Annotated in this window: 19 protein-coding genes and 1 pseudogene; 11 read left to right on the forward strand and 9 right to left on the reverse strand. The window is 71.5% G+C overall.

The features are described 5' to 3' along the window. Window positions 1-3: 3 nt before the first annotated feature. The 4 genes from AB0D57_RS30345 to AB0D57_RS30360 all read left to right on the forward strand — a co-directional run bounded on the left by AB0D57_RS30345 (window position 4) and on the right by AB0D57_RS30360 (window position 5,879). The gene (locus AB0D57_RS30345; RefSeq protein ID WP_362079966.1) at window positions 4-1,149 is read left to right on the forward strand and encodes an aromatic ring-hydroxylating dioxygenase subunit alpha; all 1,146 of its coding nucleotides are present in this window, start codon (window positions 4-6) and stop codon (window positions 1,147-1,149) included. Continuing rightward, complete coding sequence (locus AB0D57_RS30350) at window positions 1,142-2,602, forward strand: aldehyde dehydrogenase family protein (protein WP_362079969.1); 1,461 nt, start codon at window positions 1,142-1,144, stop codon at window positions 2,600-2,602. The genes AB0D57_RS30345 and AB0D57_RS30350 overlap by 8 nt, the downstream gene beginning before the upstream one ends. Window positions 2,603-2,716: 114 nt before the next feature. Then, a complete protein-coding gene (locus tag AB0D57_RS30355; protein WP_362079972.1) occupies window positions 2,717-4,279 on the forward strand; it encodes an amino acid permease in 1,563 nt (520 codons plus the stop codon). Between the two features lie 49 nt (window positions 4,280-4,328). Next, on the forward strand, window positions 4,329-5,879 hold the full coding sequence (locus AB0D57_RS30360) for a GMC family oxidoreductase N-terminal domain-containing protein (RefSeq protein ID WP_362079975.1): 1,551 nt from the start codon (window positions 4,329-4,331) through the stop codon (window positions 5,877-5,879). An 84-nt stretch (window positions 5,880-5,963) separates the two neighbouring features. Here the strand turns inward: AB0D57_RS30360 and AB0D57_RS30365 are convergent, their stop codons facing one another. The 4 genes from AB0D57_RS30365 to AB0D57_RS30380 form a co-directional block, all read right to left on the reverse strand. Next, window positions 5,964-10,757 (reverse strand): hypothetical protein, encoded by a 4,794-nt coding sequence (locus AB0D57_RS30365; RefSeq protein WP_362079978.1) that lies wholly within the window; start codon window positions 10,755-10,757, stop codon window positions 5,964-5,966. 70 nt (window positions 10,758-10,827) lie between these two features. After that, the gene (locus tag AB0D57_RS30370) at window positions 10,828-11,706 is read right to left on the reverse strand and encodes a hypothetical protein (RefSeq protein ID WP_362079981.1); all 879 of its coding nucleotides are present in this window, start codon (window positions 11,704-11,706) and stop codon (window positions 10,828-10,830) included. 190 nt (window positions 11,707-11,896) lie between these two features. Further along, entirely contained in the window at window positions 11,897-13,414 is a 1,518-nt protein-coding gene (locus AB0D57_RS30375) for a hypothetical protein (RefSeq protein ID WP_362079984.1), read from the reverse strand. A 288-nt stretch (window positions 13,415-13,702) separates the two neighbouring features. Next, entirely contained in the window at window positions 13,703-14,407 is a 705-nt protein-coding gene (locus AB0D57_RS30380) for a GntR family transcriptional regulator (protein WP_362079987.1), read from the reverse strand. A 184-nt stretch (window positions 14,408-14,591) separates the two neighbouring features. On the opposite strand from AB0D57_RS30380, the gene AB0D57_RS30385 reads away from it, so the two are divergent. The 5 genes and pseudogenes from AB0D57_RS30385 (at window position 14,592) to AB0D57_RS30405 (ending at window position 18,983) form a co-directional block, all read left to right on the forward strand. Further along, entirely contained in the window at window positions 14,592-15,911 is a 1,320-nt protein-coding gene (locus AB0D57_RS30385) for an MFS transporter (RefSeq protein WP_362079990.1), read from the forward strand. Window positions 15,912-16,161: 250 nt separating this feature from the next. Continuing rightward, window positions 16,162-16,701 (forward strand): annotated as a pseudogene (locus tag AB0D57_RS30390) (DUF1445 domain-containing protein); the annotation flags it as partial. A 40-nt stretch (window positions 16,702-16,741) separates the two neighbouring features. Next, complete coding sequence (locus AB0D57_RS30395) at window positions 16,742-17,503, forward strand: 5-oxoprolinase subunit PxpA (RefSeq protein WP_362079993.1); 762 nt, start codon at window positions 16,742-16,744, stop codon at window positions 17,501-17,503. Further along, window positions 17,500-18,117: a 5-oxoprolinase subunit PxpB gene (pxpB, locus tag AB0D57_RS30400; RefSeq protein WP_362079996.1), complete on the forward strand. Its 618-nt coding sequence runs from the start codon at window positions 17,500-17,502 to the stop codon at window positions 18,115-18,117. The genes AB0D57_RS30395 and pxpB overlap by 4 nt, the downstream gene beginning before the upstream one ends. Further along, the gene (locus AB0D57_RS30405; RefSeq protein ID WP_362079999.1) at window positions 18,114-18,983 is read left to right on the forward strand and encodes a biotin-dependent carboxyltransferase family protein; all 870 of its coding nucleotides are present in this window, start codon (window positions 18,114-18,116) and stop codon (window positions 18,981-18,983) included. The genes pxpB and AB0D57_RS30405 overlap by 4 nt, the downstream gene beginning before the upstream one ends. A 31-nt stretch (window positions 18,984-19,014) precedes the next feature. Here AB0D57_RS30405 and AB0D57_RS30410 read toward each other — a convergent pair whose 3' ends face one another. From AB0D57_RS30410 to AB0D57_RS30430, 5 genes are all read right to left on the reverse strand, one after another. Further along, window positions 19,015-19,860 (reverse strand): SGNH/GDSL hydrolase family protein, encoded by an 846-nt coding sequence (locus AB0D57_RS30410; protein ID WP_362080002.1) that lies wholly within the window; start codon window positions 19,858-19,860, stop codon window positions 19,015-19,017. Further along, window positions 19,857-21,011 carry a glycosyltransferase gene (locus tag AB0D57_RS30415; protein WP_362080005.1) on the reverse strand — a complete coding sequence of 385 codons (1,155 nt, stop codon included), beginning with the start codon at window positions 21,009-21,011 and terminating at the stop codon, window positions 19,857-19,859. The genes AB0D57_RS30410 and AB0D57_RS30415 overlap by 4 nt, the downstream gene beginning before the upstream one ends. Next, window positions 21,008-22,171 (reverse strand): glycosyltransferase family 1 protein, encoded by a 1,164-nt coding sequence (locus AB0D57_RS30420; RefSeq protein WP_362080008.1) that lies wholly within the window; start codon window positions 22,169-22,171, stop codon window positions 21,008-21,010. The genes AB0D57_RS30415 and AB0D57_RS30420 overlap by 4 nt, the downstream gene beginning before the upstream one ends. 139 nt (window positions 22,172-22,310) lie before the next feature. Continuing rightward, on the reverse strand, window positions 22,311-23,729 hold the full coding sequence (locus tag AB0D57_RS30425; RefSeq protein ID WP_362080011.1) for a HEAT repeat domain-containing protein: 1,419 nt from the start codon (window positions 23,727-23,729) through the stop codon (window positions 22,311-22,313). Window positions 23,730-24,029: 300 nt separating this feature from the next. Then, on the reverse strand, window positions 24,030-24,422 hold the full coding sequence (locus AB0D57_RS30430; RefSeq protein ID WP_362080014.1) for an ankyrin repeat domain-containing protein: 393 nt from the start codon (window positions 24,420-24,422) through the stop codon (window positions 24,030-24,032). 347 nt (window positions 24,423-24,769) lie between these two features. Between AB0D57_RS30430 and AB0D57_RS30435 the strand changes: the two genes are divergently transcribed. Together AB0D57_RS30435 and AB0D57_RS30440 are read left to right on the forward strand one after the other, a co-directional pair. Further along, entirely contained in the window at window positions 24,770-24,964 is a 195-nt protein-coding gene (locus AB0D57_RS30435; RefSeq protein ID WP_362080017.1) for a hypothetical protein, read from the forward strand. A 37-nt stretch (window positions 24,965-25,001) separates the two neighbouring features. Continuing rightward, a complete protein-coding gene (locus AB0D57_RS30440) occupies window positions 25,002-26,564 on the forward strand; it encodes a hypothetical protein (protein ID WP_362080020.1) in 1,563 nt (520 codons plus the stop codon). Window positions 26,565-26,841: the final 277 nt, after the last annotated feature.

Genomic DNA, 26,841 nt, shown 5'->3' on the forward strand with positions numbered 1-26,841 from the left:
CACGTGACGACGACCCCCGTCTCCCCGTCCCCCATCTCCCCGAGCCTGATCTCCACCCTTCCCGGGCACTACTACACGGACCCGGAGATCTTCCGACAGGAGCAGGAATTCCTGTTCGAATCGATGTGGTTCTGTGCCGTGCGCTCCGCGGATCTCGCCAGGCCCGGTGCCTTCCGCACCGTCAAGATCGGCCGCGAGAGCGTTCTGATCACTCGCTCACGCACGGGTGAGCTGCGCGCCTTCCTGAACATCTGCCGCCACCGCGGTGCACAGCTGTGCACGGAGGAGTCCGGCGAGGTCCGCCGCAATCTCCAGTGCCCCTACCACGCCTGGACCTACGACCTCGACGGCAAGCTGATCGCCGCGCCCAATCTGATCAAGATGCCGGACATCGACCGCGTCGCGTACGGTCTGGTCAAGGTCGCGCTGCGTGAGTGGCTCGGCTACGCCTGGGTCTGTCTGGCCGACGAGCCGCCCTCCTTCGAGGAGACGGTGATGGGCGCGGCGGTGGAGCGGCTGGGCGACACGGCCGCCATCGAGCACTACGGCACCGAGAAGCTGGCCCTCGGCAAGCGCATCACGTACGACGTGAAGGCGAACTGGAAGCTGATCGTCGAGAATTTCATGGAGTGCTACCACTGCGCCACGATCCACCCCGAGCTCACCGACGTCCTCCCGGAGTTCGCCGAGGGCTACGCCGCCCAGTACTACGTCGGGCACGGCGCCGAGTTCGGCGAGGACATCCAGGGGTTCACGGTCGACGGCAGCGAGGGCTTCGGCCGGCTGCCGGACATAGCGGACGACCAGGACCGTCGCTACTACGCGATCACTGTGAAACCGACGGTCTTCATCAATCTGGTCCCGGATCATGTCATCCTGCACCGCATGTTCCCGCTCGCAGAGGACCGCACGATCGTCGAGTGCGACTGGCTCTACGCGCCCGAGGTCGTGGAGTCCGGCGCCGACGTGTCGAAGTCGGTCGAGCTCTTCCACCGGGTCAACGAACAGGATTTCGAGGCCTGCGAGCGTACGCAGCCGACGATGGCGTCGCGAGCGTATCGGAAGGGTGGTGTGCTGGTTCCGAACGAGCACCACATCGGGATCTTCCATGAGTGGTTGATCATGCAACTGGGAGGCTCCCATGCCTGATCTGTTCATCGACGGTACGTGGCGAGGCGCGCTCGACGAGCGCACCCGAGAGATCCGTTGCCCCGCGGACGGCTCCCTGGTGGGCGTCGTCGACGAGGCGGGCGGCAAGGACACGGTGGAGGCGATCGCCGCCGCGCGCCGCGCCTTCGACGAGGGCCCCTGGCCGACGACTCCGGCGGCGGACCGCGGTGACCTGCTGGTACGCGTCGCCGACCTCCTCGTACGCGACAAGGACGCACTCGCCCGCGCCGAGTCGCTCGACACCGGCAAGCGGCTCGTCGAGAGCGAGTACGACATCGACGACATCGCGAACTGCTTCCGCTACTTCGGACGGGCGGCCGCCATCGAGACGGGTCGGGTCGTCGACACGGGCACGGCGAGCGTCGACAGCCGTGTCGTGTACGAGCCCGTCGGGGTCTGCGCGCTGATCACGCCCTGGAACTATCCGCTGCTGCAGACGGCCTGGAAGGTCGCCCCGGCGCTCGCGGCGGGCAACACCTTCATTCTCAAGCCGAGCGAGCTGACCCCGCACACGGCGATCCATCTGATGCGGCTCCTCGACGAGGCCGGGCTGCCGCCGGGCGTGGCCAACCTGGTGCTGGGAGCGGGCCCCGAGGCGGGTGCGCCCCTCGGCGACCATCCGGATGTGGACCTGGTCTCCTTCACCGGTGGACTGCACACGGGCCGCCGGCTGATGGCCGCCGCGGCCGGGACGGTCAAGAAGGTCGCCCTGGAACTCGGCGGCAAGAATCCCAACATCGTCTTCGCCGACGCCGACTTCGAGACGGCGGTCGACATGGCGCTGACCGCTGTGTTCCTGCACTCCGGGCAGGTGTGCTCGGCCGGGGCTCGACTGCTGGTCGAGGACTCGCTGCACGACCGGTTCGTCGACGAGGTGGTCCGCAGGGCGTCGGAGATCCGCCTCGGCGGCCCGTTCGACGAGCAGGCGCAGACCGGGCCGCTGGTCTCGGCGGCGCATCGGGCCAAGGTCGAGGCGTATGTCGACCGGGGCATCGCGGAGGGCGCGGTGCTGCGGTGCGGTGGCAAGCGTCCCGAGGGGCTCGACGAGGGCTTCTACTACCTGCCCACCGTGCTGGACGAGTGCACGGCCGGCATGTCCGTGGTGCAGGACGAGTCCTTCGGGCCGGTGCTGACCGTGGAGCGCTTCAGCGACGAGGCGGAGGCGGTGCGGCTCGCCAACGACACGATCTACGGCCTCGCGGGTGGCGTCTGGAGCACCGACGAAGCCAAGGCCCAGCGTGTGGCGGCCCGGCTGAGGATCGGCACGGTCTGGATCAACGACTACCACCCCTACGTCCCGCAGGCCGAGTGGGGCGGTTTCAAGCAGTCCGGTTTCGGGCGCGAACTCGGGCCGTCCGGCCTCGCGGAGTACCGCGAGGCGAAGCACATCTGGCGCAACACCGATCCGGCTCCGCAGGGCTGGTTCGCGTAGTCCCTCTTCCGTCCCTTCGCCCCGCCCCCCTACTCTCTCCTCCCACGTCTCGTCCACCCCTTTGTCCCGCACCCGCACGAGCCGCGCCCCTCTCCCCGATCCAGGAGGCCGCTCATGACCGCCCACCCACCGACAACGCAACAGAACGACGATTCCGAACTCGCCGAGTTCGGCTACAAGCCCGAGCTCAAGCGCACCCTTGGCAACTTCCATACCTTCGCCGCCGGCATCAGCTACATCTCCATCCTCACCGGCACCTTCCAACTCTTCTACTTCGGTTACGGCACTGGTGGTCCCGCCTACTGGTGGTCCTGGCCGATGGTCTTCATCGGCCAGTTCATGGTCGCGCTCTGTTTCGCCGAGTTGGCCGCCCGCTATCCGGTGGCCGGCTCCGTCTACAACTGGTCGAAGAAGGTGGGCAATCCACACATAGGCTGGCTCGCGGGCTGGATGATGCTGCTCGCCTCGATCGTGTCGATCGCGGCCGTGGCGCTTGCCTATCAGTTGACGCTTCCGCAGATCTCGTCCACCTTCCAGTTCGTCGGCGACGGGACCGGGACGTACGACGTCGCCACCAACGCGGTCCTGCTGGCGGCCGTGCTGATCCTGTTCACGACCCTGGTGAACGCCTTCGGTGTGAAGCTGATGGCGACCATCAACACCGCGGGCGTCTTCATCGAGCTGGTCGCCACCGTCGTACTCATCATCCTGTTCGCGGTGCACATCACGCGCGGCCCGCAGGTGGTCATGGAGACCCAGGGCCATGGGGCCGGGCAGCCGTTCGGCTATCTCAGCGCGTTCCTGGTGGCCTCGCTGGCGTCCGCGTATGTGATGTACGGATTCGACACGGCCTCGTCGCTCGGCGAGGAGTGCCTCGACCCGTCGCGCAACGCACCGCGCGCCATCATCCGTGCCATCGTCGCCTCGTTCATCCTTGGCGGCCTGATCCTGCTGCTCGCGATGATGAGCGTCTCCAGCCTGAAGGGCGAACAGCTGTCCACGGACGGTCTGCAGTACATCGTGCTCGACGTGCTCGGCCCGACGGCCGGCAAGGCAATGCTGTGGTGCGTGCTGATCGCGGTCACGGTGTGCGCTCTCGCCGTGCACACGGCGGCGGTCCGGCTGGCCTTCGCGATGGCCCGCGACAACAACCTGCCCGCCTCGTCCAAGCTGGCCAAGGTCAACCCGCGGTTCAAGACCCCGGTACTGCCGACCGTGATCATCGGTCTGCTCGCGCTGGCGATCCTGGTGGTCAACATCCGCCAGCCGCAGATCTTCACCGTGGTCACCAGCATCGGCATCATCATGATCTACCTGGCGTATCTGATGGTCACCGGGCCGATGCTGGTGGCCAGGCTGCGTGGCAAGTGGCAGCCCGCGGGCGACGGCAAGTTCTCGCTCGGCCGCTGGGGGCTGCTCGTCAACATCGTCGCCGTGGTGTGGGGCGCGGCGATGACCGTCAATCTGATCTGGCCGCGCTCGGCGGTCTACAACGCGACCGCTCCGTACCACTGGTACCTGCGCTGGGGTGCGGTCCTGTTCGTGGGCATCGTCGCGGGCGGGGGCTTCGCCTACTACTGGTTCGTGCAGCGGCACCGGACCGGAGTGCTCGCCGAGCACCAACTCCAGCCCTCGTCGACCGCGGCGGCATCCCTGGGCACCCCGGCCACCGACTGAGCACCGAAGAACGACCGGCTGAAAAGCAAGTCAAGGAGGTCAACTCCCCATGAACGTAGATGAGTTCGACTATGTCGTGGTCGGCGGCGGCACCGCGGGCAACGTGGTGGCGGCCCGACTCTCCGAGGACCCGTCCGTCACCGTGTGCGTTCTGGAGGCGGGACCCAGCGACGTCGGCGACAACGACGTCCTCAAGCTGGAACGCTGGATGGGACTCCTCGAGTCCGGCTACGACTGGGACTACCCGGTCGAGCCGCAGGTCAGCGGCAACAGTTTCATGCGGCATGCCCGTGCGAAGGTGCTCGGCGGCTGCTCCTCGCACAACTCCTGCATCGCCTTCTGGGCACCCGCGGAGGACCTGGACGACTGGGCCGCCGGGGGCTGTACGGGGTGGAGCGCGGCTGAACTCTTCCCGCTCTACCGACGGTTGGAGTCGAACGACGCTCCTGGCGACCACCACGGCCGCACCGGCCCGGTGAAACTGCGCACGCTCAAGGGCGAAGACCCTTGTGGCACCGCACTGTTGGAGGCGTGCGCACAGGCGGGTATTCCCACTGTCGGTTTCAACACGGGCAAGACCGTGGTCAGGGGCGCCAACTGGTTCCAGATCAACTCCGACGAGAACAACATCCGCCAGTCCTCGTCGGTCGCGTATCTGCACCCGGTCATGGACAAGCGGCCGAACCTCTCGGTGCGGACGGGTGTTCGGGCCAAGAAGCTCGTCCTGGACGGGCGCAGGTGCGTGGGCGCCGAGTATCTGGACCCGGATCTGATCCACACCCGGACGGTGCGCGCCCGCCGCGAGGTGATCGTGTCCTGTGGGTCCATCGACACGCCCAAACTGCTGATGCTGTCGGGCATCGGGCCCGCCGCGCATCTGCGCGAGGTGGGCGTCGAGGTGGTGGTGGACTCCGCGGGCGTCGGCGAGAACCTCCAGGACCACCCCGAGGGCGTCATCATGTGGGAGGCCGAGCAGCCCATGCCCACCACGTCCAGCCAGTGGTGGGAGGCGGGCATCTTCTACGACACCGAACCCGGCCTGGACCGGCCGGACTTGATGTACCACTACGGCTCGGTGCCGTTCGACATGAACACCGCACGGTGGGGCTACCCCACGTCCGAGAACGCGTTCTGCCTGACGCCGAACGTCACCCGTGCGAAGTCACGCGGCACGGTCAGGCTGCGCACCCGGGACTACCGGGACAAGCCGATGGTCGATCCGCGCTACTTCACGCACGAGCACGACGTGCGCGTGATGACGTACGGGCTGAAGCTGGCCCGTCGCATCGCCGAGCAGCCCGCGCTGAGCGGGTGGGCCGGCGCGGAGTTGGCGCCCGGTCCGGACGTCCGGACCGACGACGAGTTGCTCGACTACATCCACAAGACCCACAACACCGTCTACCACCCGTCCTGCACCGTGAAGATGGGCGCGGACGACGACGCCTCGGCCCCGCTCGACGCGCGGCTGCGGGTCAAGGGGGTCGAGGGTCTGCGGATCGCGGACGGTTCGGTGATGCCGGATCTCGTCTCCGTCAATCCGTGCATCACGACGATGATGATCGGCGAGAAGTGCGCGGACATGTTGAAGGCGGATGGGTAGGTTGCTGTCGTGGGGTGACTGCGGGCCGTCCGTGGCTGGTCGCGCCCACGCGGCAGAGCCGCATACGTCAGAGCCCCGCGCCCCTCAAGGGGCGCTTGGCGCAGGCTTCTTGAACATCCTGGTCGCCGTGATCTCGCTGTGCACCGCCTCCCCGTCACCGGCCGGAGCCTGCTTCGGCAGACCCGGCCGGAGGTGTTCCTCCACGCTGATGTACTTCAGCCCGGCACGCAGGTCGGCATCATTGCGGAGCCGGATGACGAGCGGGAACTCGGCGAGCGCGGTCGTGTCGAACAGGCCGGTGGTGTACAGAAGTTGGACGCCGAGCGCGTCGGACACGGCCCTCTGCAACTCCAGCAGGTACGTCGCGTTTGCGCGCCCGATGGGGTTGTCCAGGAACAGCGTGCCCGCGTGCCGGTGCTTGTCCCGGCCCCGGTCGTTGCTGCGCAGCGCGGCCATCGTGCAGTACAGCGCGATGGCGGCGGTGAGCAGCTGACCACCGGAGAACACGTCGCCCATCTGTCCGACGGGGACGCGCTCGGCGCGCAGCACGGCGTCAGGCTTGAGGATCTCCACGGCGATGCCCTTCGGCTGGAGCGCGGCGGCGACCCCGCGCAGCAGCAGCGACATGCCGTCGCGGCGCATGTCGGAGTTCTTCTTGACGGCGGCGCGCGTGGCCTCGTCGACCACCTCCCCGAGCCGCTCGGTGAGCGTGGCCTGGTCGGGCTCTTCGAAGCGGATGCGCAGGAACTCCTGCCCGGACCACTCGCCGAGCCCCTCCGGCAGCCGGGACAGCCGCTGCGCGGACCGCAGGGTGGCGAGCGCGGACTCGACCAGCCCGCGCAGCCGGTCCACGATCGAGTCCCGGTTGCGCTCCAGCTGCTCCAACTCGTCGGTGAGTACCCGCAGTCGGGGCGCGAACGCGTCCGCCCACTTCTGGGCGTGCTCGGGCAACGCGGACGCGGGCAGCTCACGGATCTGCTGACGGGCCGGCGTGCGCACCTGCTCATAGCGGGTGGAGTTGGCATGCCGTACAAGGATGTCGCTCGCCTCGCGCACCGCGGCCTCGGCGGCGGACAGATCGCCGGCGCAGCCGCGCAGGGAGCGGCGGGTCTCGGCGGCGGAGTGCCGTGCCTCCTCCAGGGTGCCGGGGTAGGGCTCGGGCTCCTCCTGCTCGTCGTCGGAGTGCTCGCGCAGCAGGTCCCTGAGGAGGGCGGCCGTCTCGTCGAAGCCTCCGGCCGCGTCCTCGGCGGCGCGGTGGGCGTCGAGCAGTTCGGCGTGCGCCTCGCGCGCCTGGTTCAACGCCTCGGTGCGGGCGGCGAGTTCACCGGTGGCCGTGCGCAGCAGCGCCTGCGCGTGCTCGGCGTCGCGCGGGACCAGCTCCTCCGCCAGCTCGGTGTGGGCCTCGCCGTCCTCGGGCGCGTGCCGCTCGGCCTCGCCGCGCAGCCGCCCGAGCTGCTCGCTCGCCGTCGACACCCGGGTCTCCAGAAGCTGCACGAGCTCCTCGGCGCGGGCGGCGGCGGCCTGCCGGGAGGGCCCGTCGGAACCGTCCGGCGACTCCAGCAACTGGGCCGCACGCGTGCGTACCTTGTTGCTGAGCCGGTCCAGCTCGGCCAGCGCCGCACTCTCGTCGCTCTCGGCGCGCGCCTGCTCGGCCCGCAGATCGGCGCCGACGCCGACCTTCTCGTAGAGCTGGGACGCGGCCCGGTAGGCCTCGCGCAGGGCGGGAAGCGACGACTTCGCCGCACTTGTCCCGTCCTCCGGTACGTCGTCGGGGGCGCCCGCGATCTCCGCGCGCTCGGCGCGTAGCGCGCGGGCCGTGCGGCGGGCGTCGTCGGCGGCGCGCTGGGCGCCACGGCGGTCCTCGTCGGCGGCGCGGGCACGCTCCAGGCAGACCTGGGCCCGGGCCTCCGACTCCGCTGCCTCGTCGGCGAGTTCACGCAGCTTGACCTGCCAGCCGGCGCGCTCCCGCAGCCGGAAGGCGAGTCCGGCGAGCGCGTCGGCGGCACGCCGGGCCCGCTGGGCGGCTTCCTGGCGCTCATCGCGTAGCAGGGCAGCCTCGGCCGCTGCCTCGTCGGCCTCGGCCCGTACGGTCCGCGCCTCGGCCAGCTCCGTCTCGGCCTCCTCGGCGAACGCCCGCGCGTCCCCGGCGGCCGAGGCCAGCTCGAGGAGCCGCCCCGCCGGGCAGCCGGTGCGCCAGGACGCGAGCCGCGCGGCCAGCTCACGGTCCTTGGCGAGCCGGCCGGCCAGCGCGCGGATCTCCTCGTCCCGCTGGGTCGCCCGCGTGCGCAGCGCCTGCCGCTCCTCGTCGGCGGCGTGCTCGTCGTGCATGGCCGGGTTCGGCGGTACGAGGAACACGTCGCTGTCGCCCGCGTCGGGGGCCGGGGTCGGCGCGAGCAGCGCGGCGGCCGTACCGACGGCGACGGCGGAACGCGGCAGGAGGGCCGCTTCACCGAGCGCCTCGCGGGCGCGCGCGTGGGTGTCCGGGTCGGTGATGATCACACCGTCGACGAGCTCCGGCCGGGCGGCCAGCACGCGCGCGTGGTCGGCGGGATCGACGGCCTGCGCAAGATAGCGCCAGCCGGGCAGCGCGGGGATGCCGTGCTCGCCGAGGTACTCGACGGTGGCCAGTACGTCCGGGCCCGGCGGAAGCAGCCCGCCGTCGCCGAGCGCCCCGAGGATGCGTGCGTCGTCGGCGGCCGCGGTCCGCAGCTCGAAGAGCTGCCGCTCGGCGGAGGCAACACCGTCGTCGAGGAGCTCGCGCAGCTCGTCGGCGTAGTGATCCAGCTGTTCGGGGGTGAGGGGACCGTCGGCGGGGGACCACACATCGGCGTGGGCGCCGGCCGTCCCGCGTCGCGCCCGTGCGACGGCCGTACCGGGGGCCTTGCCCGGGCCGGCAGCGGCTCCCTGACCAGGCAGCCCGGTGGCGTCGTCGGTCGCCCCGCTCCCCGGCCGCGGCACCGCACCGCCTGCCGCGGCGGAGCCGTCCGTTCCCGCTCGGGGCAGCGGTACCCCGCCGCGCCCCGCGCCGTGGGCACCCGGCAGGCTCAGCAGCTCCGCCAGCCGCTCTTCCCCCGCCAACGCCTCCGCGGTGCGCCGCTCCCCGTCGTACGCCCGCTCCGCCGCCGTCGCCGCGTCCGCCGCGCGGGCCGCCGTCAGCTCCGCGCGGGACTCGGCGGACGCCGCCTCCCGAGCGTGCTCCGAGGCGCGCCGGGACGCCTCCCGCGCGGTGTCCCACGCCGCGACGGCCGTCTTCTCGGCGTCGCTGGCGGCGAGTGCGGCGCGGGCCGGGTCGGCGTCGGGGGCACTGTCGTCGAGCCAGCCGGCGCGCACCGCCTCGGCGGTCTCCTGCTCGACCTCGCTCAGTCGCTGGCGCAGATGCCCGATCTCGCTGCGGGCGCGCTGTGCGGCGGTGGCCGCGGCGGTGGAGTCGGCGTACGCCGACTCACCGACCTCCTGGAGCCCGGCGGACCGCTCCTCCTCCTCGTTGGCGAGTGCCTCGGCGCCTTCGGCGGCGCGGTGCAGGGCTCGTACGAGGTCGACGGCGGCCTTGGCCCGGGCGGCGAGGGCGGGCGCGGCGTCCCGCTCGGCCTCGCGGATCGCGTCCGCCACGCGTGCGGAGCGGTCGGCCGCGGCGCGGTGCCGCAGCACGGACTCGGCGGCCTGCCAGGCCGAGTGCAGGGTGCGCGCGTCGGCCAGCTCGCGCTTCTGCGCGGCCGCCGACTTCTCGGCCTTGGCGAGGGCCAGCGAGGCATGCCGGTAGGCCAGCTCGGCGGCGATCAGTGCGCCGCGCTCGCGGGCGCCCTCGGCATGGGTGACGGCGTATGCGGCGGCGGTCACGCGCTGCGCGAGTTCACCGGCGCGTACGCGCTCCTGCACGGCCCGCGCGGACAGCCGCCGGGCGAGCGTCCGAGTACGCCGCTCGGCGCCCGCGTGGATGTCACGCGCGCGTGCCCGTGCCTCGGCGGCCTCCACGATCCGGCCGAGCAGGTCCACGGAGCCCGCCGTGAAGTCCCGCTCGGCGATGAGCTCGGCGCGCCGCCCCAGCTTGTTGCCGAAGCCGCCGACCAGGTCGGCGAGCCCGTCCGTGTCCCGTGTGTCGGTGACCGCCCGCAGCAGCAGGTCCGTGAAGTCGGAGTCCTTCTTGACCGCGAAGAGACCGGCGGCCTCGCCCTCGTCGGCGTTCATCTCCCGCTGGTAGCGGAAGAGTTCGGGGTCGAGGCCCAGGTCGCCGAGGTGTTCGTTCCAGCGGTCGTGGATCTCCTCCCAGTGCACTTCGAGGTGCGGGTACGCCTTGCCCGCATCGGTGATCGCGTCCCGGAAGCCCTTCATGGTGCGGCGCCGCCCGTGCGCGCCGGACGCGCCCTCGACGGGGGGCCGGACGGTGGTGGCCTCGGCTACGGGCAGGTTGTCCAGGCTCAGTCCGGGTCCGGGCCGGAAGGAGTACCAGGCCTCCGCGAACTTCCTCGGGTCATTGGAGACTTGGCGCCCCCGCCACTCGCTCGCCTTGCCGACGACGACGCACTCACCGGTGAGCGTGTGCTGCCACTCCAGCGCGACATGACCGCAGTCGTCGGCGAGCAGGAACTTGCGCAGTACACCGGAGCTGGCGCCGCCCAGTGTGTTCCGGTGGCCCGGCAGCATCACCGAGAAGATCAGCTTGAGCAGCACCGACTTACCACCGCCGTTCTCCAGGAAGAGCACGCCCGCGGGCGCGGGCCGGCGCGGTGGCCCGACCGGCTCCTCCTCGAAGAACTCCGCCTGGATGGGCGCGGGGTCGGGCACGGGCTCGCCGACACCCCGAAGGTCCAGCACGGTGTCGGCGTAGCGCGCACCGGCGGGACCGATGGAGTAGAGGCGGACCCGGGACAGCTCGTACATGGCGGCGGACTCTCGTCGTAAGTCTGGGAAGGTCGGGAAAGGTCGGTGGGGTTCAGAAGCTCAAGAGGCTTCAGGAGTGGAACGGCAGCCCGGCGCCGGCCGCCAGCTCCAGATCGTCGGTCTCCTCGGCGGGCAGCAGCGTCGCGGTGCCGTCGGTCACCGGCACGATGCCCAGCTCGAGGAGCTCGGCCAGCGCGGCACTGCCCGCCATGTCGCGGACCTGGAGCTGATAACGGGCCGTGGTCCGGTATGTCCCGCCCGCGTCGTCCCCGGTCCGCTGCAGGAACCCGGAGTCGGTGAGGAACGCGACGGCCTTGCCGACGATGCCGGTGGTCGAACCGGCGAGTCTGCGCGCGTCCTTGGTGGCGCCGGTGGAGCTGCGCCGCGCCCAGATCCGCCAGGCCGCTTCCAGGCCGGGCGCCTCGGTCGCCGGGTCGGTGTTCTCGCCCTGTTCCTCGGCGCGCTCCTCCAGGCGGCGGCAGGCCTGTCGTACGAACGCGTCGACGCCGTTGACCGAGACGCGCCCGATGTAGCCGTCGTCCGCGAGATCCTCCGGGCGCGGGAAGGCCATGGCGGCGACGGCGAGGTGGGCGAGGCCGTGCAGGAAGCGGTCCACGGAGTCGGCGGACGTACGCCGGGCGTAGTCACCCATACGGACGGCGAACAGTGAGTCCTCGGCGGCCGTCACCGCCATCCCCGCGCGCGGGGACACCTCCAGGACGACCAGGCCGAGCCCGGCGGCCACGGCGTCGGCGAGCCGTGCGAAGGGCGGGTCCTCGCGGTAGCGCCGCAGCAGCTCCGCGTACTCCTGGTCGCGCGCGGGCTGCAGCTTGGGCTGCAGCCCGAAGGAGACGAGCCGCGCCGCGTCGGCGGCGTCGGCGGGGGTGACGGGCGCGTTCGCCGGCGCGGCGACGGCATCCGGCTCACTCCACTCGACGTGCTCGGTCACGGCTGAGACTCCTTGTTCTGTGAAACGTTCTGCGAAACGAGGGGGAGGACGAGTGCCCCGACAGGGGTGCGGGGCTGTGGCATGAGCGGCTCCGCCGCGTGGGCGCGACGAGCCCCGACCGGCCCGCGGGTCAAAGACAGCCCGCAGGTCAAAAACAGCCCGCGGTCCCCCGGCTCTTCCGGCGCGGCATTCACTTGCGATCGGCCGCCATCCCCGCCGCGTCCAGCAAAGCCATCCCCACGATGAGATCCGCCCCGCCGAACTCCGGATCATCCAGCTCGACCCCGTCGTCCACGGCGAACAACAGCTTCTCCTCGCCCTGCCGATAGGCTGTGCCGACCGGCGGACTGGCCGCGTGAACGGCCAACAGAGCGACCAGGTAAGGCAGTTCGGGATCGCGGCGGCGCGCGTCCGCAAGCAGCCCGGACAGCCGCCGCGGCGCATCGGCCGGCAGATCGAGCAGTTCCATGGCGGAAGCCAGTTGCTCCTCGCTGAACCGGCTGTCGTCCGGCGTGGCGATCAGGTCCGGCTCCGGCATCTCCGCGCCGAGGTGCTCCCGCTCCATGGGCGGCGTCAGCAGTATGTCGACGAGATCGCCCACACGCACGGCCACGGGCGTGCGCAGCCCGGTCCCGCGGGCGAAGAACGCGTCCGTCACGCGCCGTGCCCGTTCGACGGGCAGCGGCAGCAGGGGCGCGACGAGATGGCCGTAGAGGTCGATTCCCGAGGTGGTCATGGGGGTGGCGAACGCCTGCCGGTCCTGCTCGGCGCGGAACAGCGGTCCGGCCTCCAGGAGCCGGGACTGCAGCTGCGTATGCCTGCGGATGCAGTCCTTGACGATGTCGACAAGCTCGGCGGCGCGGCGCTTCTGCTCGGGGTCCTCGGACTCGTCCCGGGCCTTGCGGATGTTGGTGAGGATCGCGTTCTCGTGCCGATAGCGGTCGGCGACGTGGTCGAGGGCCTCGGCGATCATGTCGGGTACGGCCTGGAGCCAGTCGACGGCCCGTACATTGCGCCGGGTCGCGTCGAGCGCCTTGCGGAGCGTCTCCGAGTACTGCACGGTCCGGTACCGGGCCTGTTCGGCGGCGAGCTGCGCGTCGGCGAGCCGGCCGCGGCTGATCAGCACTTCCAGCTTGACCTCGGCGGCGATCTGCGCGCTGGTGACGTCGGTGTCGAGGGCGCCGACGAGGACGTTGACCGCCTCGTCGGTCGTACGGAGATAGACCGTCCCCCCGTACCCGGGGACCTCCTCGATCAGCTTGAAGTCGTAGTCACGGCGCACATAGGAGCCGTCGGGTGCGAAGGTGCCGTATACGGCCCGGAAGCCGCGATCGACGGTGCCTACATTGATCAGGTTCTCCAGGACCCAGCGGGCCACGCGCTCGTGCTCGGCGACGGGCCGCTGCGGGGCCTGGGCGGCGATGCGCGGGATGAGCCGGGCCACTATCTGGTCGTGGTCGGCGCCTGTGTCGAAGTCCATGTTCAGTGTGACCAGGTCGATGGCGGCGAGGGCCACCTCCGCCATCCCGTACACCGTGTACTCGCCCGCGAGATTCGCCTTGCGTACGTCGAGGTCGTGCAGCGGCGCGGTGCAGGCGAGCGCACGCAGCCGTCGCGCCAGGCCCTCGTCGGCGGCCGGGCCCGGAGCGGGGCGCGGCCCCGCGCTGAGCTGGGGCGGAACACGGTCCGTCGATGCAGGCGAAGTCACGGTGCACAGACTAGGTCCTCGGTCTGACACCGGTCGAAACGACGCAGATGCGACCGGCCGCCCCGCGCCCTGTGCCAGTCCCGGACCTCACACCGGTCCCGGACTCACGCCAGTCCGGAACTTCACACCAGTCCCCGGACCCGACACCAGTCCCCGAACCTCACACCAGACCCCGAATCCCACGTCCGCCCCGAACCTCACACCAGACCCCAAATCCCACGCCGGTCCCAAGCTCACGCCGGCCCCAAGCTCACGCCGCCCCCCACGCTCACCCCGGTCACTGCCGTCTCAGCCGATCCCCTGCCCACCGTCGGCCACCCGCCGCCCGTACACGTCCACGAGCCCTGTGAGCGAGTCGTCGAGATAGACCGCGAGCAGCCGCTCGGCCCCGTCACGGTCGCCCTCCTGGAGCGTCCGGAGGATCTCACGGTTGCGCGCGAGATACGGCTCGTGCAGCCGCTGCGGGTCGTCGACCACGTGGAAGGCGAGCCGCAGTTCGGCGAAGACGCTGCGCATCAGCTCGTCGGTGCGGGCGCTCCCGGCGAGCGCCACCAGCTCCCGATGGAAGTGGATGTTGGCCGTGGAGACGCCTTTCCAGTCACCTTCGCGCGCCGCCCGCTGCCCGTCGGCGACGGCCTTGGCGAGGCCGTCCACGGCGTACGGCGGCTTGCCGAGGCCGCGGACCACGGCGCACTCGACGAGGGTGCGGGTGCGGTAGATGTCCTCGACGTCCTCGACGGTCAGCACCCGCACGAAGACTCCGCGGTTGAGCTCGTGCACCAGCAGCCGCTCGTGCGTGAGCAGCCGGAACGCCTCGCGCAGCGTGTTGCGGGAAACGCCGAGTGCTCCGCCGATGCTGTCCTCGGACAGCCGTGTCCCGGGCGGGAAGTACCCCTCGGCGATACGGCTCCTGAGGATGTCCGAAACCCGCTCGGCGGTGCTGGTGCGGCCCAGCAGGGCGCGATCGTCGGCCAGTCCCGTCAGCTCTGCCATGCCCGGAATTCAACCGCAGATACAAGAACGAAACAACATAGGTATTGAGGGATCGTTCAACGATCCTCTACCTTGGCGGTCAGGCGCCGACCGCACCACTGCGGACCACGGCGACCAGCGCTTCCCGCACGGCATGGCACGGCTCAGTCCTCAAGCACTCTCCGTCCCTCACTGCGAGGTGCCCATGAGCACGACCCCTCCATCCCAGGCCCTGACCGCCGAAACCCAATCCGGCACGGATGGACTCCCCGTCCAGGAAGGCACGTTCGCCTGGCTGCACGCGCTCGGCCCGCGGGGCCGCCGCGCCTTCGCCGGCGCGTTCGGCGGATATGGCCTCGACTCGTACGACTACTTCACGCTGCCGCTGAGCATGGTCGCGCTGGCGGCGTACTTCGGCCTGGACAGTGGCCAGACCGGCCTGTTCACCACCGTCACGCTGGTCGTCTCGGCGGTCGGCGGCGCGATCGCGGGTGTGGTCGCGGACCGGATCGGGCGCGTCAAAGCGCTGATGATCACCGTGATCACGTACGCGGTGTTCACCGTGGCCTGCGGCTTCGCGCCCAACTACGAGACGCTGCTGGTGTTCCGCGCCCTTCAGGGACTCGGTTTCGGCGGCGAGTGGGCGGTCGGCGCGATCCTGGTCGCCGAGTACGCGAGCCCCCGGCACCGGGGCCGCACGCTCGGCGCGATCCAGAGTTCCTGGGCCGTCGGCTGGGGACTGGCCGTGATCGTCTACACGCTGGTCTTCGAGTTCCTCGGCGACGATCTGGCCTGGCGCGTGATGTTCTGGACCGGCGCGCTGCCCGCGCTGCTCGTCGTCTGGGTGCGACGCCGGGTGCAGGACGCTCCGGAGGCGGCCGCCGTTCGTGAGAAGAGCGCCGACAAGGGCTCGTTCGCGGCGATCTTCCAGCCCGCCACGGCCGACCGCCCCGGCCTCCTGCGCACCACCTTCTTCGCGGTCCTGCTCTCCACCGGTGTCCAGGGCGGCTACTACACGCTGGCCACCTGGGTGCCCACCTACCTGAAGACGGAGCGCGGTCTGTCCGTCGTCGGCACCGGCAGCTATCTCACCTTCCTGATCTCCGGCGCCTTCATCGGCTACCTCACCGGCGGCTACCTCACCGACAAGCTGGGCCGCAAGCGGAACATCCTGCTCTTCGCGATCCTCTCCGCCGCCTGCATCCTCATGTACGCCAACATCCCGAGCGGCGCCAACACCCTTCTCCTCGTGCTCGGTTTCCCGCTCGGTTTCTGTATGTCGGCGATCTTCAGCGGCTTCGGCTCCTTCCTCAGCGAGCTGTACCCGGCGGCGGTGCGCGGCACCGGGCAGGGCTTCACGTACAACACCGGGCGTGCCGTGGGCGCCGTTTTCCCCACCACGGTCGGCTTCCTGGCCGACAGTTGGGGCGTGGGCGGCGCGCTGGTCTTCGGCGCGATCGGGTACGCCCTCGCCGCGCTCGCCCTGATCGGGCTCCCCGAGACCCGAGGGAAGGAGCTCCTTTGAATCCTCCCCCAGCTAAAGCAGCAGGGGGATTCCTGGCTCACGCTGCCTGCGGGTCAGCGACCCAACAGGTCTTCCACGATCAACACCAGCCGGGTTGAAACCAGCCCGGTTTGATATGGCAAAGCTTGGAGGTGCATGTGCTGTCTTGGCTCTCGATCAGCACGGTGTACGCGCTTGGTTCTGGCAACGCACGGCATGCAGCCTACCCGAAGGTGGACGGTGTTTCGCCCTGGGGGCGAAACACCGTTTCCTGCCCTGCTATCGGGTCTGGGAACACGGCGAGTTGGTCGACGAGCCCACGGACGTGGTCGATCGCTGGCGCGGCGATCTGGTCTCGTTCCTCATTGGATGCAGCTTCACCTTCGAGTGGGCGCTGGCCGAGGCGGGCGTCCCGATGCGCCACATCGAACAGGGCCGCAATGTCTCCATGTACGTGACCGGTCGCCAGTGCCGGCCCGCGGGGCGGCTGCACGGCCCCATGGTGGTGTCGATGCGCCCGGTCCCGCCCGAACACCTCGCCGCGGCGATCAGGGAGAGCAGCCTCATGCCCGCCGTGCACGGCAGCCCGGTGCACTGCGGGGAACCGTCCGGTCTGGGGATCGAGGATCTCTCGCGCCCCGACTTCGGCGATCCGGTGGAGGCCGAGCCGGACGACATCCCGGTGTTCTGGGCCTGCGGAGTGACACCCCAGGCGGCCGTGATGGCGTCCCGCCCGCCCTTCGCGATCACCCACGCACCGGGCCGGATGTTCCTCACCGACGCCCGCGACCAGCAGTACCGCGTGGCCTGACCAGCGGAAAATAAGCAGAACGGAAGCAGAACGGAACCTCATGACGACACCGATCGATCTGAACGCCGACCTCGGCGAAGGCTTCGGCCGCTGGCGGCTGACCGACGACGAACAGCTGCTGTCCGTCGTCACCAGCGCCAATGTGGCCTGCGGCTTCCACGCCGGGGACGCGGTCACCATGCGACGGGTGTGCGAACTGGCGGCCGAGCGGGGCGTACGGATCGGAGCCCAGGTCTCCTACCGCGACCTGGCGGGTTTCGGGCGGCGCGCGATGGACGTGCCGCCCGACGAGCTGGCGGCCGAAGTGGCCTACCAGATCGGCGCCTTGGAGGTTTTCGCGCGCGCGGCGGGCACGCGTGTGTCGTATGTGAAGCCGCACGGCGCGCTCTACAACCGCGTCGTGCACGACGAGGAGCAGGCGGCGGCGGTCGTCGACGGCGTGTTGCTCGCGGACGCCGCCCTGCCCGTCCTCGGTCTCCCGTCCTCCCGCCTCCTGAAGCTGGCCGAGCGGGCCGGACTGCCCACCGCCACCGAGGCGTTCGCGGATCGCGCGTACACCGAGGAAGGCACCTTGGTGCCGCGCGGTCAGGACGGCGCGGTGATCACGGACGCGGACACGGTCGTCGAACGTTCGCTGGGCCTGGCCCGCTCCGGCTCGGTGACCTCGCGCTCCGGGGAGCGCATCCCGGTCCGCGCCCGCTCCTTGTGCCTGCACGGGGACACCCCTGGCGCGGTGGACCTGGCGCGCCGGGTGCGCGAGCGGCTGGAGTCCGCGGGTGTCCGCGTGGAGGCGTTCGTATGAGGGCACTGCCGGTCGGTGACCGCGCCCTGCTGGTCGAGGTCTCCTCCGGCGAGGCGGCCCAGGCCCTGCACGCCGAGTTGGTGCGCCGCCGCGCGGAGGGCTCCCTGTCCGTGCGTGAAATCGTCCCCGCGGCCCGCACGGTGCTGCTGGACGGCCTGGACGACCCGGTGCGCCTGGCGACCCGGCTCCCCACGTGGGAGATCCCGCCACTGCCCGCGCGCGCGAAGGAGGCGCTCGAGATCCCCGTGCGGTACGACGGTCCGGACCTGGCCGATGTCGCCGCCCTGTGGGGAATACCCGAAGAGGAGGTGCCCGAGATCCATGCGGCGGCCGAGTTCCGGGTCGCCTTCTGCGGGTTCGCGCCCGGTTTCGGCTATCTGACGGGGCTGCCGTCGCGGTACGACGTCCCTCGCCGGGCGACTCCGCGTACGGCGGTTCCGGCAGGCTCCGTGGCGCTCGCGGGCCCGTACACGGGCGTGTACCCGCGCTCGTCGCCGGGTGGCTGGCAGCTGATCGGCACGACGGACGCGGTGTTGTGGGACCACGCGCGCGTACCGGCCGCGCTGCTGGCCCCGGGGACGCGCGTCCGGTTCGTGCCGGCGAGGTGCTCATGACGGACCGGGCCCTGTCCGTCGTACGGGCCGGGGCCCTCACCACCGTGCAGGACCAGGGCCGCGCCGGTCACGCCCACCTCGGCGTACCGCGCTCCGGCGCCCTCGACGCGCCCGCGGCGGCGCTGGCCAACCGTCTCGTCGGCAACCCCGCGGACGCGGCCGTCCTGGAGACGACGCTCAACGGCTGTGCCCTGCGCCCTCGCTCGGCGGTCACCGTGGCGGTCACGGGCGCGCCCTGCCCGGTCACGGTCGACAGGCGTCCGGCCCCCTGGGGAGCGCCCGTACGCGTCCCCGCCGGAGCCCTGCTGGACATCGGCCCCGCCCGCGCGGGGGTGCGCAGCTACATGGCCGTCGCCGGCGGCGTGGCCGTGGAGCCGGTCCTCGGCAGCCGCTCCACGGATCTCCTTTCGGGCCTGGGTCCACCGCCCCTCGCGAACGGCATGGTGCTGCCACTGGGGCACCTCGACGGCGTCCACGCGCGCGTGGACGTGGTCCCGCACCCCGGGCCACCCTCCGAGCTGGTCCTGGGCGTGACACCCGGCCCGCGCGACGACTGGTTCACGGCCTCGGCCCTACGCACCCTGACGACCGGCACCTACCGGGTGTCCTCGGCGAGCAACCGCATCGGGCTGCGTACGGAAGGGCCCTCGCTGGAGAGGGCCGTTTCCGGCGAACTCCCCAGCGAGGGCATGGTCCTGGGCGCGGTGCAGGTACCGCCCGACGGAAGACCGGTCGTCTTCCTCGCCGATCATCCGACCACCGGGGGGTACCCGGTGATCGCGGTCGTCCGTGCGACCGACCTCCCGGCGGCCGCTCAGGCGGTCCCGGGCACGCCGGTCCGCTTCATGGTCGTACGCCGCCGCTGATCCAGCACGACCGGCGCGACCGGGGCGGCCGTCATGCCGCGTCCGGCTGTTCGGCCACCGACAGGGCGGCCAGCGCGGACGCCACGGCGTGCGAGGCGCTGAGGTCGAGCCGGGCGCTGGTGCCCCGTGCCCGATGGCGTACCTCGGCGGCGGCCAGAGTGAGCAGCTGCGGCAACAGGTCCGTGCACCGCCGGGCCACCCAGCCCGTCCCCGCGGTGGCCAGCCACCACAGGCTCGCCGACCGCGTGGGCGCGGGGAAATCGGGCTCGGCCGCGGGCGCGGCCCCGGTGGCCAGGCCCTCCTGCGCAAGCAACGCGTGGAAGCGAAGGGCGAGTTGCCTGTGTCCCCGCTCCCCCGGGTGCAGCCGGTCCGCGCTCCACATCGCGCGGTCGGTGAGCCACTCCTCCTCCGCGGCGTGCAGATGCACCGCTCCGTGCCGCTCGGACAGCGCGTGCACGACCGCGTTGACGGCCCGCTGCCGCCGGGCCAACGGCCGCGCCAGCGCCCCCGGCAGCCCGAGCATGGAGCCCGGATCCGGCAGACAGGCCGTCATCACCACCGCGCCCTGAGCCCGGAACTCCGCATACACCTGGTCGAGCCGCGCGGCCACGGCGTGGATGTCGAAGGTGCACCGCAGGGTGTCGTTCACGCCTATCACCACGGACACCACGTCCGGCCGCAGGGCCAGCGCCGCCGGTGTCTGCCGCTCCAGGACGTCTCGTGTCTGGGCCCCGCTCACCGCGAGGTTGGCGAACTCCACAGAGGCGTCAAGACCGCCCGCGAGCAGCGCGGCCCAGCCCCGCCAGGTCTCGTCCATGGGATCGCCGACGCCTTCCGTCAGCGAGTCCCCGAGGGCCACGAACCGAACGGGTCTCATCCGACGCCCTCCTGCAGACGGGGCCGCTCCTCGACCACCGCGTCGTACGCGGCGAGGAACGCCTTCACCGCGGTGTCCCAGCCGAAACACTCCGCACGCGCGCGTGCGGCTTCGCGGCGCTCGCCCTCGGGGCGTCCCAGAAGCAGCCGCACCGCGTCCGCGAAGGAGTCCCCGCTGTCCGCGGCGGTGGCCCCGGCGGACCCGACGACCTCCGGCAGAGCGGACAGCGCGCTCGCCACCACCGGCGTACCGCAGGCCATCGCCTCCAGCGCGGCCAGCCCGAACGTCTCGGCCGGCCCGGGTGCCAGGCACACGTCGGCGGAGGCCTGCAACGCACCGAGCAGGGCACGGTCGGCGACATGTCCGAGGAAGGTGACCGGCAGCCTCCGCTCCCGGGCCCGCTGCTCGAGCCGGGCCCGCAGCGGGCCGTCCCCGGCGACCACGAGCACAGCGCGCTCGCCGCGCCGCAGCAATGCCTCCAGCGCGTCGAGCGCCGTGCCCGGCCGCTTCTCGACGGACAGCCTGGAGCACATCACGAGCAGCGACTCGTCCCCGCGCGCGTACCGGTCGCGCACCGCCGGATCCCGCAGCGTGGGGTGCCGTCCCACCAGGTCGACGCCCAGCGGGGCCCGGACGACATTGCGGGCCCCGATGCGGACGAACTCGCGCTCCGCGAACTCCGTGGTGCACACGACGCGCGCGTAGGTGTGTGCCGTACGGATGTTGAGGGCGTCGGCGGTCCGTCGGGCCATCCCCTCGGGGAGCCCCCAGGTCCGCAGCACGCCGTCGGCGGTCTCGTGGGAGACCATGACCGCGGGCACCCGGGCCCGCCGTGCCCACACCCCGGTCCAGCGCAACGTGGTCCGGTCGGAGACCTCGAGCCGGTCCGGCTCGAGTGACTCCAGGAGGCGGGCGACGCTCCGCTTGTCCGTGAGCACGCGATAGCCGCCTGTTCCGGGCAGCAGCGGCCCGGGCAGCGTGATCACCCGCCCCTGCTCGGTCTCGCGGTCGGTGGCGCGCTCCCCGGGGACGACGAGCACCGGCTGGTGTCCGGCGGCCCGGTAGCCCGCGCCCAGCTCCCGCAGCGCGGTACGCAGTCCGCCCGACGCGGGCGCGACGAAGTTGGCCAGCCGTACGATGCGCAGGCTCATGCCGCCACCAGCTTCCGCGCGGAGAGTACATCGGCGTAGTGCCCGATGAGCTGATCGCCCACGGCGGCCCAGGTGCGACCCTCGACCATGGCGTGCCCGGCGGCCCCGTAGGCGGCCCGGAGGGCCGGATCTGCGGCCAGGGCCCGGACCGCGTCACGTACGGCGTCCGCGTCGCGCGGCGGCACCAGCAGCCCCGTACGGCCGTGCGCCACCAGGTCGAGCGGTCCGCCCGCGGCGGGCGCGACGACGGGCACTCCGCTGGCCATGGCCTCCTGCACGGTCTGGCAGAAGGTCTCGAAGGGGCCGGTGTGCACGAAGACGTCCAGTGAGGCGAAGATCCGGGCGAGCTCGTCGCCGGTGCGACGCCCGAGGAAGACAGCGCCGGGAAGAGCCTCGTGCAAGGTCGATTCGCTGGGCCCGTCGCCCACCACCACGACGCGCACCCCGTCCACGCCACAGGCCCCGGCGAGCAGTTCGACCTGCTTCTCGGGAGCGAGCCGGCCGACGTAGCCGACGATCAGCTCGCCGTTCGGGGCCAGTTCACGGCGCAGTGCCTCGTCCCTGCGGTCGGGACGGAAACGAACCGTGTCCACGCCACGCGCCCACAGCCGCACCCGCGGCACACCATGTGCCTCCAGGTCCTGCAGGGCCACGCTGGACGGAGCGAGCGTCCGGTCGGCGGCGGCGTGCACCGAGCGGATGCGCCGCCACGCCGTGGCTTCGCCCGCACCCACGTACGTACGGGCGTATCCGGCGAGGTCGGTCTGGTAGACGGCGACGGCGGGGATGCCGAGCCGGGCGGCGGCGGCCATCCCGCGGACGCCGAGGATGAAGGGACTGGCCAGGTGAACGATGTCCGCGCGGTGTTCGGTGATCGCCGCGGCGACGCGTCGGCTGGGGAGAGCGACGCGGACCTGGGGGTAGCCGGGGAGCGGAAGGGAGGGGACACGGATGACGGGGCACGGCGCGAGAGCGTCGGGCCCGATTCCGGTGGGGGCACCTCCCTGTTCGAGCGGAGCCGAGAACTTGGGGGAAGTTGCCGGGGCGACGACGAGGGGAACGTGACCGCGATCGACGAGGTGCCGGGCGGTCTGGAGCGCGCAGTGGGCCACGCCGTTCACATCGGGGGGAAAGGATTCGGTCACGATGACGACACGCATACCGGTGTTGTCGCCGTACTGGACGTGGCCGCGTCAACGTGGATCTTTCCGTACGGGGAACGCCTTGTGAGCGTTGGACTGCACGCCTGTCCAGGTCAGCCCGCGGCCATGCCCTCCTGCCCCCCGGGTCACTTCGCGTTCATACGGCGGGCGCGTCGGGCCCGATACGGCTGCGCACGGCTGTCTGGACTTCCGCCTCCTCGGCCGGGTCCGCCGCGAGCCGCCGTAGCTGTTCGACGACGCGAGCGTCACCGGTCTCGGCGTGCCGTGCGGCCACCTCCCGGGTCGACTCCTCGCAGTCCCACAGGCACTCCACGGCGAAGCCGGCGGGGAAGGAGGGATCGGTGGCGGCGAGGGCACGGGCGGCTCGCCCGCGCAGATGGGACGAGGCGGTTTCGCGGTAGACGTGGCGCAGTACCGGTGCGGCACAGACGATGCCGAGCCGTCCGGCGCCGTCCACGAGGGTCCACAGCGTCGGCGCGTCGGGGCCTTCGCCCCGTACGGCTTCGCGGAGCGCGCCCAGGACCAGTTCTCGGTCCTTCGTGCCGCCCCGGCAGGCGAGCATCCGTCCCGCGGCGGCGCCCAGGGCGTCGGGCCGGTGTGCCCACCGTCGCGCCCGGTCGACGGCGGCGACACTGCGCATCCGTTCGAAGGCGTCAGCAGCGGCCTCCGCGACTGCCGCCGTGCCGCCGGCCACGGCGCCCTCTATCAGGTCGAGGGCGTCCGGATCGTTGCTGTCGGCGAGATAGCGCAAGGCCGTACAACGGGCGCCGTCGCCACCGCCGCGGGCGGCCTCGACGATTTCCGGCCGGTCCTCGGGGCCCGCCACGGCGGTGAGGCAACGGGCGGCCGGCACATGGAGTGCGGCTCCGCGGTCGAGGCCCTGTTGGGCCCACTCGAACACGGCTCGCACGCTCCACCCCGGGCGTGGCCCGGTGGGGCGCAGTTGTCGTTGCCAGCGGTCGAAGGACCCCTGTTCCTGGGCGGCACGCACGCGCGTACCGATGGATTCGCGGGGATCGTCGGCCCACAGCCGCCAGGGCCGGGGCTCGAAGGCGTCGCGCACGGCGGCGGCGAGGGCGGCCTCGCCCTCCGGGTCGGCCGGGAAGCGGGCGAGCACGGGCGCGGCGAGGGCGCGCAGGCCCGCGTCGTCGTCGCGCAGGGCCAGCTCGTCCAGGGCCCAGGCCCAATTGCTGCCGGAGGCCGCGTACTCGCGCAGCAGTTCCAGGGCGTCCCGCCTGCCGTACGAGGCGAGGTGCCCGAGGACCGCGAGGGCGAGCCCCGTGCGTGATTCGCAGTCGTCGAGGACGTCCTCGACGTCGAAGAGATGCCGCTCGATCTCGTCGAGCTCACCGCTCAGATCGAGGTAGAGACGGGCGTAGTACAGGGAGCGGTTCTCCACCTGCCAGTCGTGGCGGGGGTCGCGCAGCACACACTGGTTCAGCGCCGCGAGCGCTTCGGCGCGCGGTGCGGTGAGCGCGTGCAGCGTGCCGTCACCGCGGCCCCTCTGGAGCAGGCCGAGCAGCGTACCGCTGGGCGCTATGACCGGATCGAACATGGGAAACAGCCTCACATCAAGCGTCGACGCAACCGGGATCCTGCATTACCTGGCCGCGTGACAACACGTCGGAGCGCCCGCCGTTTCTTGCTTGCTGTAGACCATCTTCCTCTGCCTCTCGTCGGTGGCCCAGGCGGGCCGCATCACGGCCCGCGCGGTGCGGCAACACCTGCCCAGCCATCGCGTCCATGAATCACGACGTCATGATGACTCGGCAGTTCTTCTTGCCGCGACCGTATTTCCGGCGGCCCCGTTCCGCCTCCCCCGTTTTCCGTGTTGTGCCTGGTCAGCGTGTTCGGATCAGAGTGCGCCGAACAATTCGAGCAGTTCCGTCTTGCCGAACATGCGGGCCGTGTCCACGGCCGAGGGGGTGCCCGCGGCCGGGTCGGCCCCGCCGTCCAGGAGCGCGCGGATGACCGCTTCCTCGCCCTTGAACACAGCCCCGGCGAGCGGAGTCTGCCCTCGGTCGTTGACGCGGTTGGCCTCGGCCCCGCGCTCCAGCAGGGCGCGGACCGCCTCGGCGTGGCCGTGGTAGGCGGCGAGCATCACGAGCGAGTCGCCGCGGTCGTTGGTGAGGTTGGCCGGAACGCCCGCGTCGACGTACGCCACGAGCGCCTCGGTCTCGCCACGGCGCGCCAGATCGAAGATCTTGGTCGCCAGCTCCACGACTTCGGGGTCGGGGGCTTCACTCATCGGCGGACCACCTCTCACAGGGACATCATCGAGTTCAACGGGGGACTGCGGGAGCCTACGACAGCCGGGCAGGCTGTCATGCACAGGCTCGTACGACGGCGAGATGCGCGGCCGTACGGGTGAATCGTCAGCGTACTGGCTCCGGCGGCACATGACCGGCCCCGACGGAGGCAAAGATCACCGCGGGCCCCACGCAAGCAATAGACCTGCCCAGGCAGCCCGGGGCAACTCCGCCGACCGAGTGAAATCAGCCGAATTTCACCTAGTTGCACCTTTTATCGTATGGATACATCCTGTGATCCTGGAACAACTCATGGTGACTGTCCCCACGAACCAGGAGAGCACAAATGATTCTGTCCATCTCAGGCGTCATCCTCCTCGGCATCATCGTCTTCCTCTTCTTCCGCAAGGACGGACTCAAGGCGTCGCACGCCGTGGTGTCCGCGCTCTTCGGCTTCTACCTCGCCAGCACAGCCATCGCGCCGAGCATCAAGGCCGGGGGGGAGAGCCTGGCGAGTCTCCTCGGCGGGATCAAGTTCTGACGTCCCTGCCCATCGCACGCACCTTCAGGAGACAGCAGTGGCTCGGCGCCCTCTCCCCCGCATCCTCAGCAACGGCAGTGCACAGCTCGCCCGAAGCCGGGAGCTGGCCCGGACGGCAGCCGACAGCGCCACCGATGTCCTTCACCCACTGATCACGATCACTCGTGGGCTGCGCCGACTGGCAGGTGTCGGACGGCGCAAGTGGGCCGACACTCCCAAGAACGAGCGCGGGCCGCTGCTGTTCATGGTGGCCTCGACGATCCTGATCCTTGCACTGGTGCCGTACGGACCGCTGCTCGCCGCCATCACCCTGATGGCGGCAGCAGCGTGGGAAGGCCGTGACAACGCCCCCTCGGAACCCACCGGCCCCGACGAGTCGCAGATCCAGCGCCTCCAGTCGCTCCACGACGCCCTGGTCCCGTACTTCTCGACGGCCGAGGACCCGGACCCCCTCTACTCCCACGGCGGCGACTGGGAGAAGACCTTCCCCACGTTCCGCTTCGACCACGACGGACGCCTATCCCGACTCCTCATCCGCTACCCGGCGTACTTCACGGACGGCGAGGCGGAGTCCCGTGCCCGGATCGAGCAGCTCCTGCGCGCCAAGTCCGGCCGCGGCCGCGAGTACCACTTCGACTGGCACGAGGAGGGCAACGAACTCGCCGTCACCGCCCTCCCGCCCCTCCCCACCGACATCGCCGCCCAGCGCTTCGTCACCGCGCCCGGCGAAACGGTCCTCGGCTTCACCGATCCCGCCGACGTCCAGCGCACCCTCCCCCTCACCTACGGTGAGGAACAGCGCGACGTTCCCCCGGTCGTCTGGCGCACCGGCATCCGCTCCACCGAGCCGCATCTGCTCGTCGCGGGCGAACCGGGCAGTGGTACGACCACCCTCGTCCGCTCGATCGCCCTGCAGGCCCTCCAGTACGGCGATGTCGTCATCATCGAGGGCGGCGGCACCGGCGAGTACGCGTGCCTGACCGGCCGCGCCGGTGTCCTCGCCGTCGAGTGCGGTCCGGCCGGGGCGCTGGCGAGTCTGGAGTGGGCCGCGCACGAGACGGAACGGCGGCTGGTCGCCGCCAACCGCGCGCGTCAGGCGGGCAACCCTGCACCGGACGACACCAAGAACCCTTTGTGGATCCTGCTGGACCGGCCCAGCGCGCTGGGACTTTTCATCTCCGCCGACGGCCGCAAGGACCCTCAGACCCTCCTTGAGGTCCCGCTCCGCCACGGGCGCGCGGCGGGCGTCACGGTCGTCATCGCCGAGCAGTTCGACGGCCTGGACTGCCTCAGCGACGCCGTGCGCCGGCACATGCGTGCGCGTGTGGTCCTCGGTCCGGCGTCCACCACCCAGCTGGAGGCCGTCCTGGGCGCGCCGCCGCACACCACCCCCGTCCGGGACATGCCGCCCGGCCGCGGGTACGCACACCTGGGCACCGGGCCCGTCCTGCGCCTCCAGGTCCCGGCCACGCCGGACCCGTACGACGACGCGACGAGCGAGGCGCATCGGCGGGCGGTACTGGAACTCCTGCCGGAGCGGACGACTCCGGCCGACGCGCAGCCGCCGGTCGCGGAGGCGGCGGTCCCTGCGGAGAGCTGAGCCGGTCGTAGTCGCCCCCGCCGCCCCTACCCTCCCCCAAGCTCTCGGCTTCGCTCGCGCAGGGACCCCCATGGCTCCGCCCCCAGCACCTCGTTCGGCCTCAACGGCGATGAGAACCCATCCGCTAGGGCCTGTCCGGCGGATCAGGCCGGAGGGAGGCAACAGTGCCTCATAAGCACAGGCGAGCGGGGCTTGGTGCGTCCAGCTGCAAGGCGGAGGAGGGCGTCGACGCGATGGGGGTCCCCCCGCTCGAGCGAAGCCGAGAGTGGGGGAGTCG

This window comes from Streptomyces sp. NPDC048275 (assembly GCF_040652275.1).
Taxonomy (GTDB): Bacteria; Actinomycetota; Actinomycetes; order Streptomycetales; family Streptomycetaceae; genus Streptomyces.

What these genes read in the sequence shown, in the direction of transcription:
- AB0D57_RS30350 (WP_362079969.1), top strand. Translation starts at nt 1,142, where the DNA reads ATGCCTGATCTGTTCATCGACGGTACGTGGCGAGGCGCGCTCGACGAG.
- AB0D57_RS30355 (WP_362079972.1), top strand. Translation starts at nt 2,717, where the DNA reads ATGACCGCCCACCCACCGACAACGCAACAGAACGACGATTCCGAACTC.
- AB0D57_RS30360 (WP_362079975.1), top strand. Translation starts at nt 4,329, where the DNA reads ATGAACGTAGATGAGTTCGACTATGTCGTGGTCGGCGGCGGCACCGCG.
- AB0D57_RS30365 (WP_362079978.1), bottom strand. Translation starts at nt 10,757, where the DNA reads ATGTACGAGCTGTCCCGGGTCCGCCTCTACTCCATCGGTCCCGCCGGT.
- AB0D57_RS30380 (WP_362079987.1), bottom strand. Translation starts at nt 14,407, where the DNA reads ATGGCAGAGCTGACGGGACTGGCCGACGATCGCGCCCTGCTGGGCCGC.
- AB0D57_RS30385 (WP_362079990.1), top strand. Translation starts at nt 14,592, where the DNA reads ATGAGCACGACCCCTCCATCCCAGGCCCTGACCGCCGAAACCCAATCC.
- AB0D57_RS30395 (WP_362079993.1), top strand. Translation starts at nt 16,742, where the DNA reads ATGACGACACCGATCGATCTGAACGCCGACCTCGGCGAAGGCTTCGGC.
- pxpB (WP_362079996.1), top strand. Translation starts at nt 17,500, where the DNA reads ATGAGGGCACTGCCGGTCGGTGACCGCGCCCTGCTGGTCGAGGTCTCC.
- AB0D57_RS30405 (WP_362079999.1), top strand. Translation starts at nt 18,114, where the DNA reads ATGACGGACCGGGCCCTGTCCGTCGTACGGGCCGGGGCCCTCACCACC.
- AB0D57_RS30410 (WP_362080002.1), bottom strand. Translation starts at nt 19,860, where the DNA reads ATGAGACCCGTTCGGTTCGTGGCCCTCGGGGACTCGCTGACGGAAGGC.
- AB0D57_RS30415 (WP_362080005.1), bottom strand. Translation starts at nt 21,011, where the DNA reads ATGAGCCTGCGCATCGTACGGCTGGCCAACTTCGTCGCGCCCGCGTCG.
- AB0D57_RS30420 (WP_362080008.1), bottom strand. Translation starts at nt 22,171, where the DNA reads ATGCGTGTCGTCATCGTGACCGAATCCTTTCCCCCCGATGTGAACGGC.
- AB0D57_RS30425 (WP_362080011.1), bottom strand. Translation starts at nt 23,729, where the DNA reads ATGTTCGATCCGGTCATAGCGCCCAGCGGTACGCTGCTCGGCCTGCTC.
- AB0D57_RS30430 (WP_362080014.1), bottom strand. Translation starts at nt 24,422, where the DNA reads ATGAGTGAAGCCCCCGACCCCGAAGTCGTGGAGCTGGCGACCAAGATC.
- AB0D57_RS30435 (WP_362080017.1), top strand. Translation starts at nt 24,770, where the DNA reads ATGATTCTGTCCATCTCAGGCGTCATCCTCCTCGGCATCATCGTCTTC.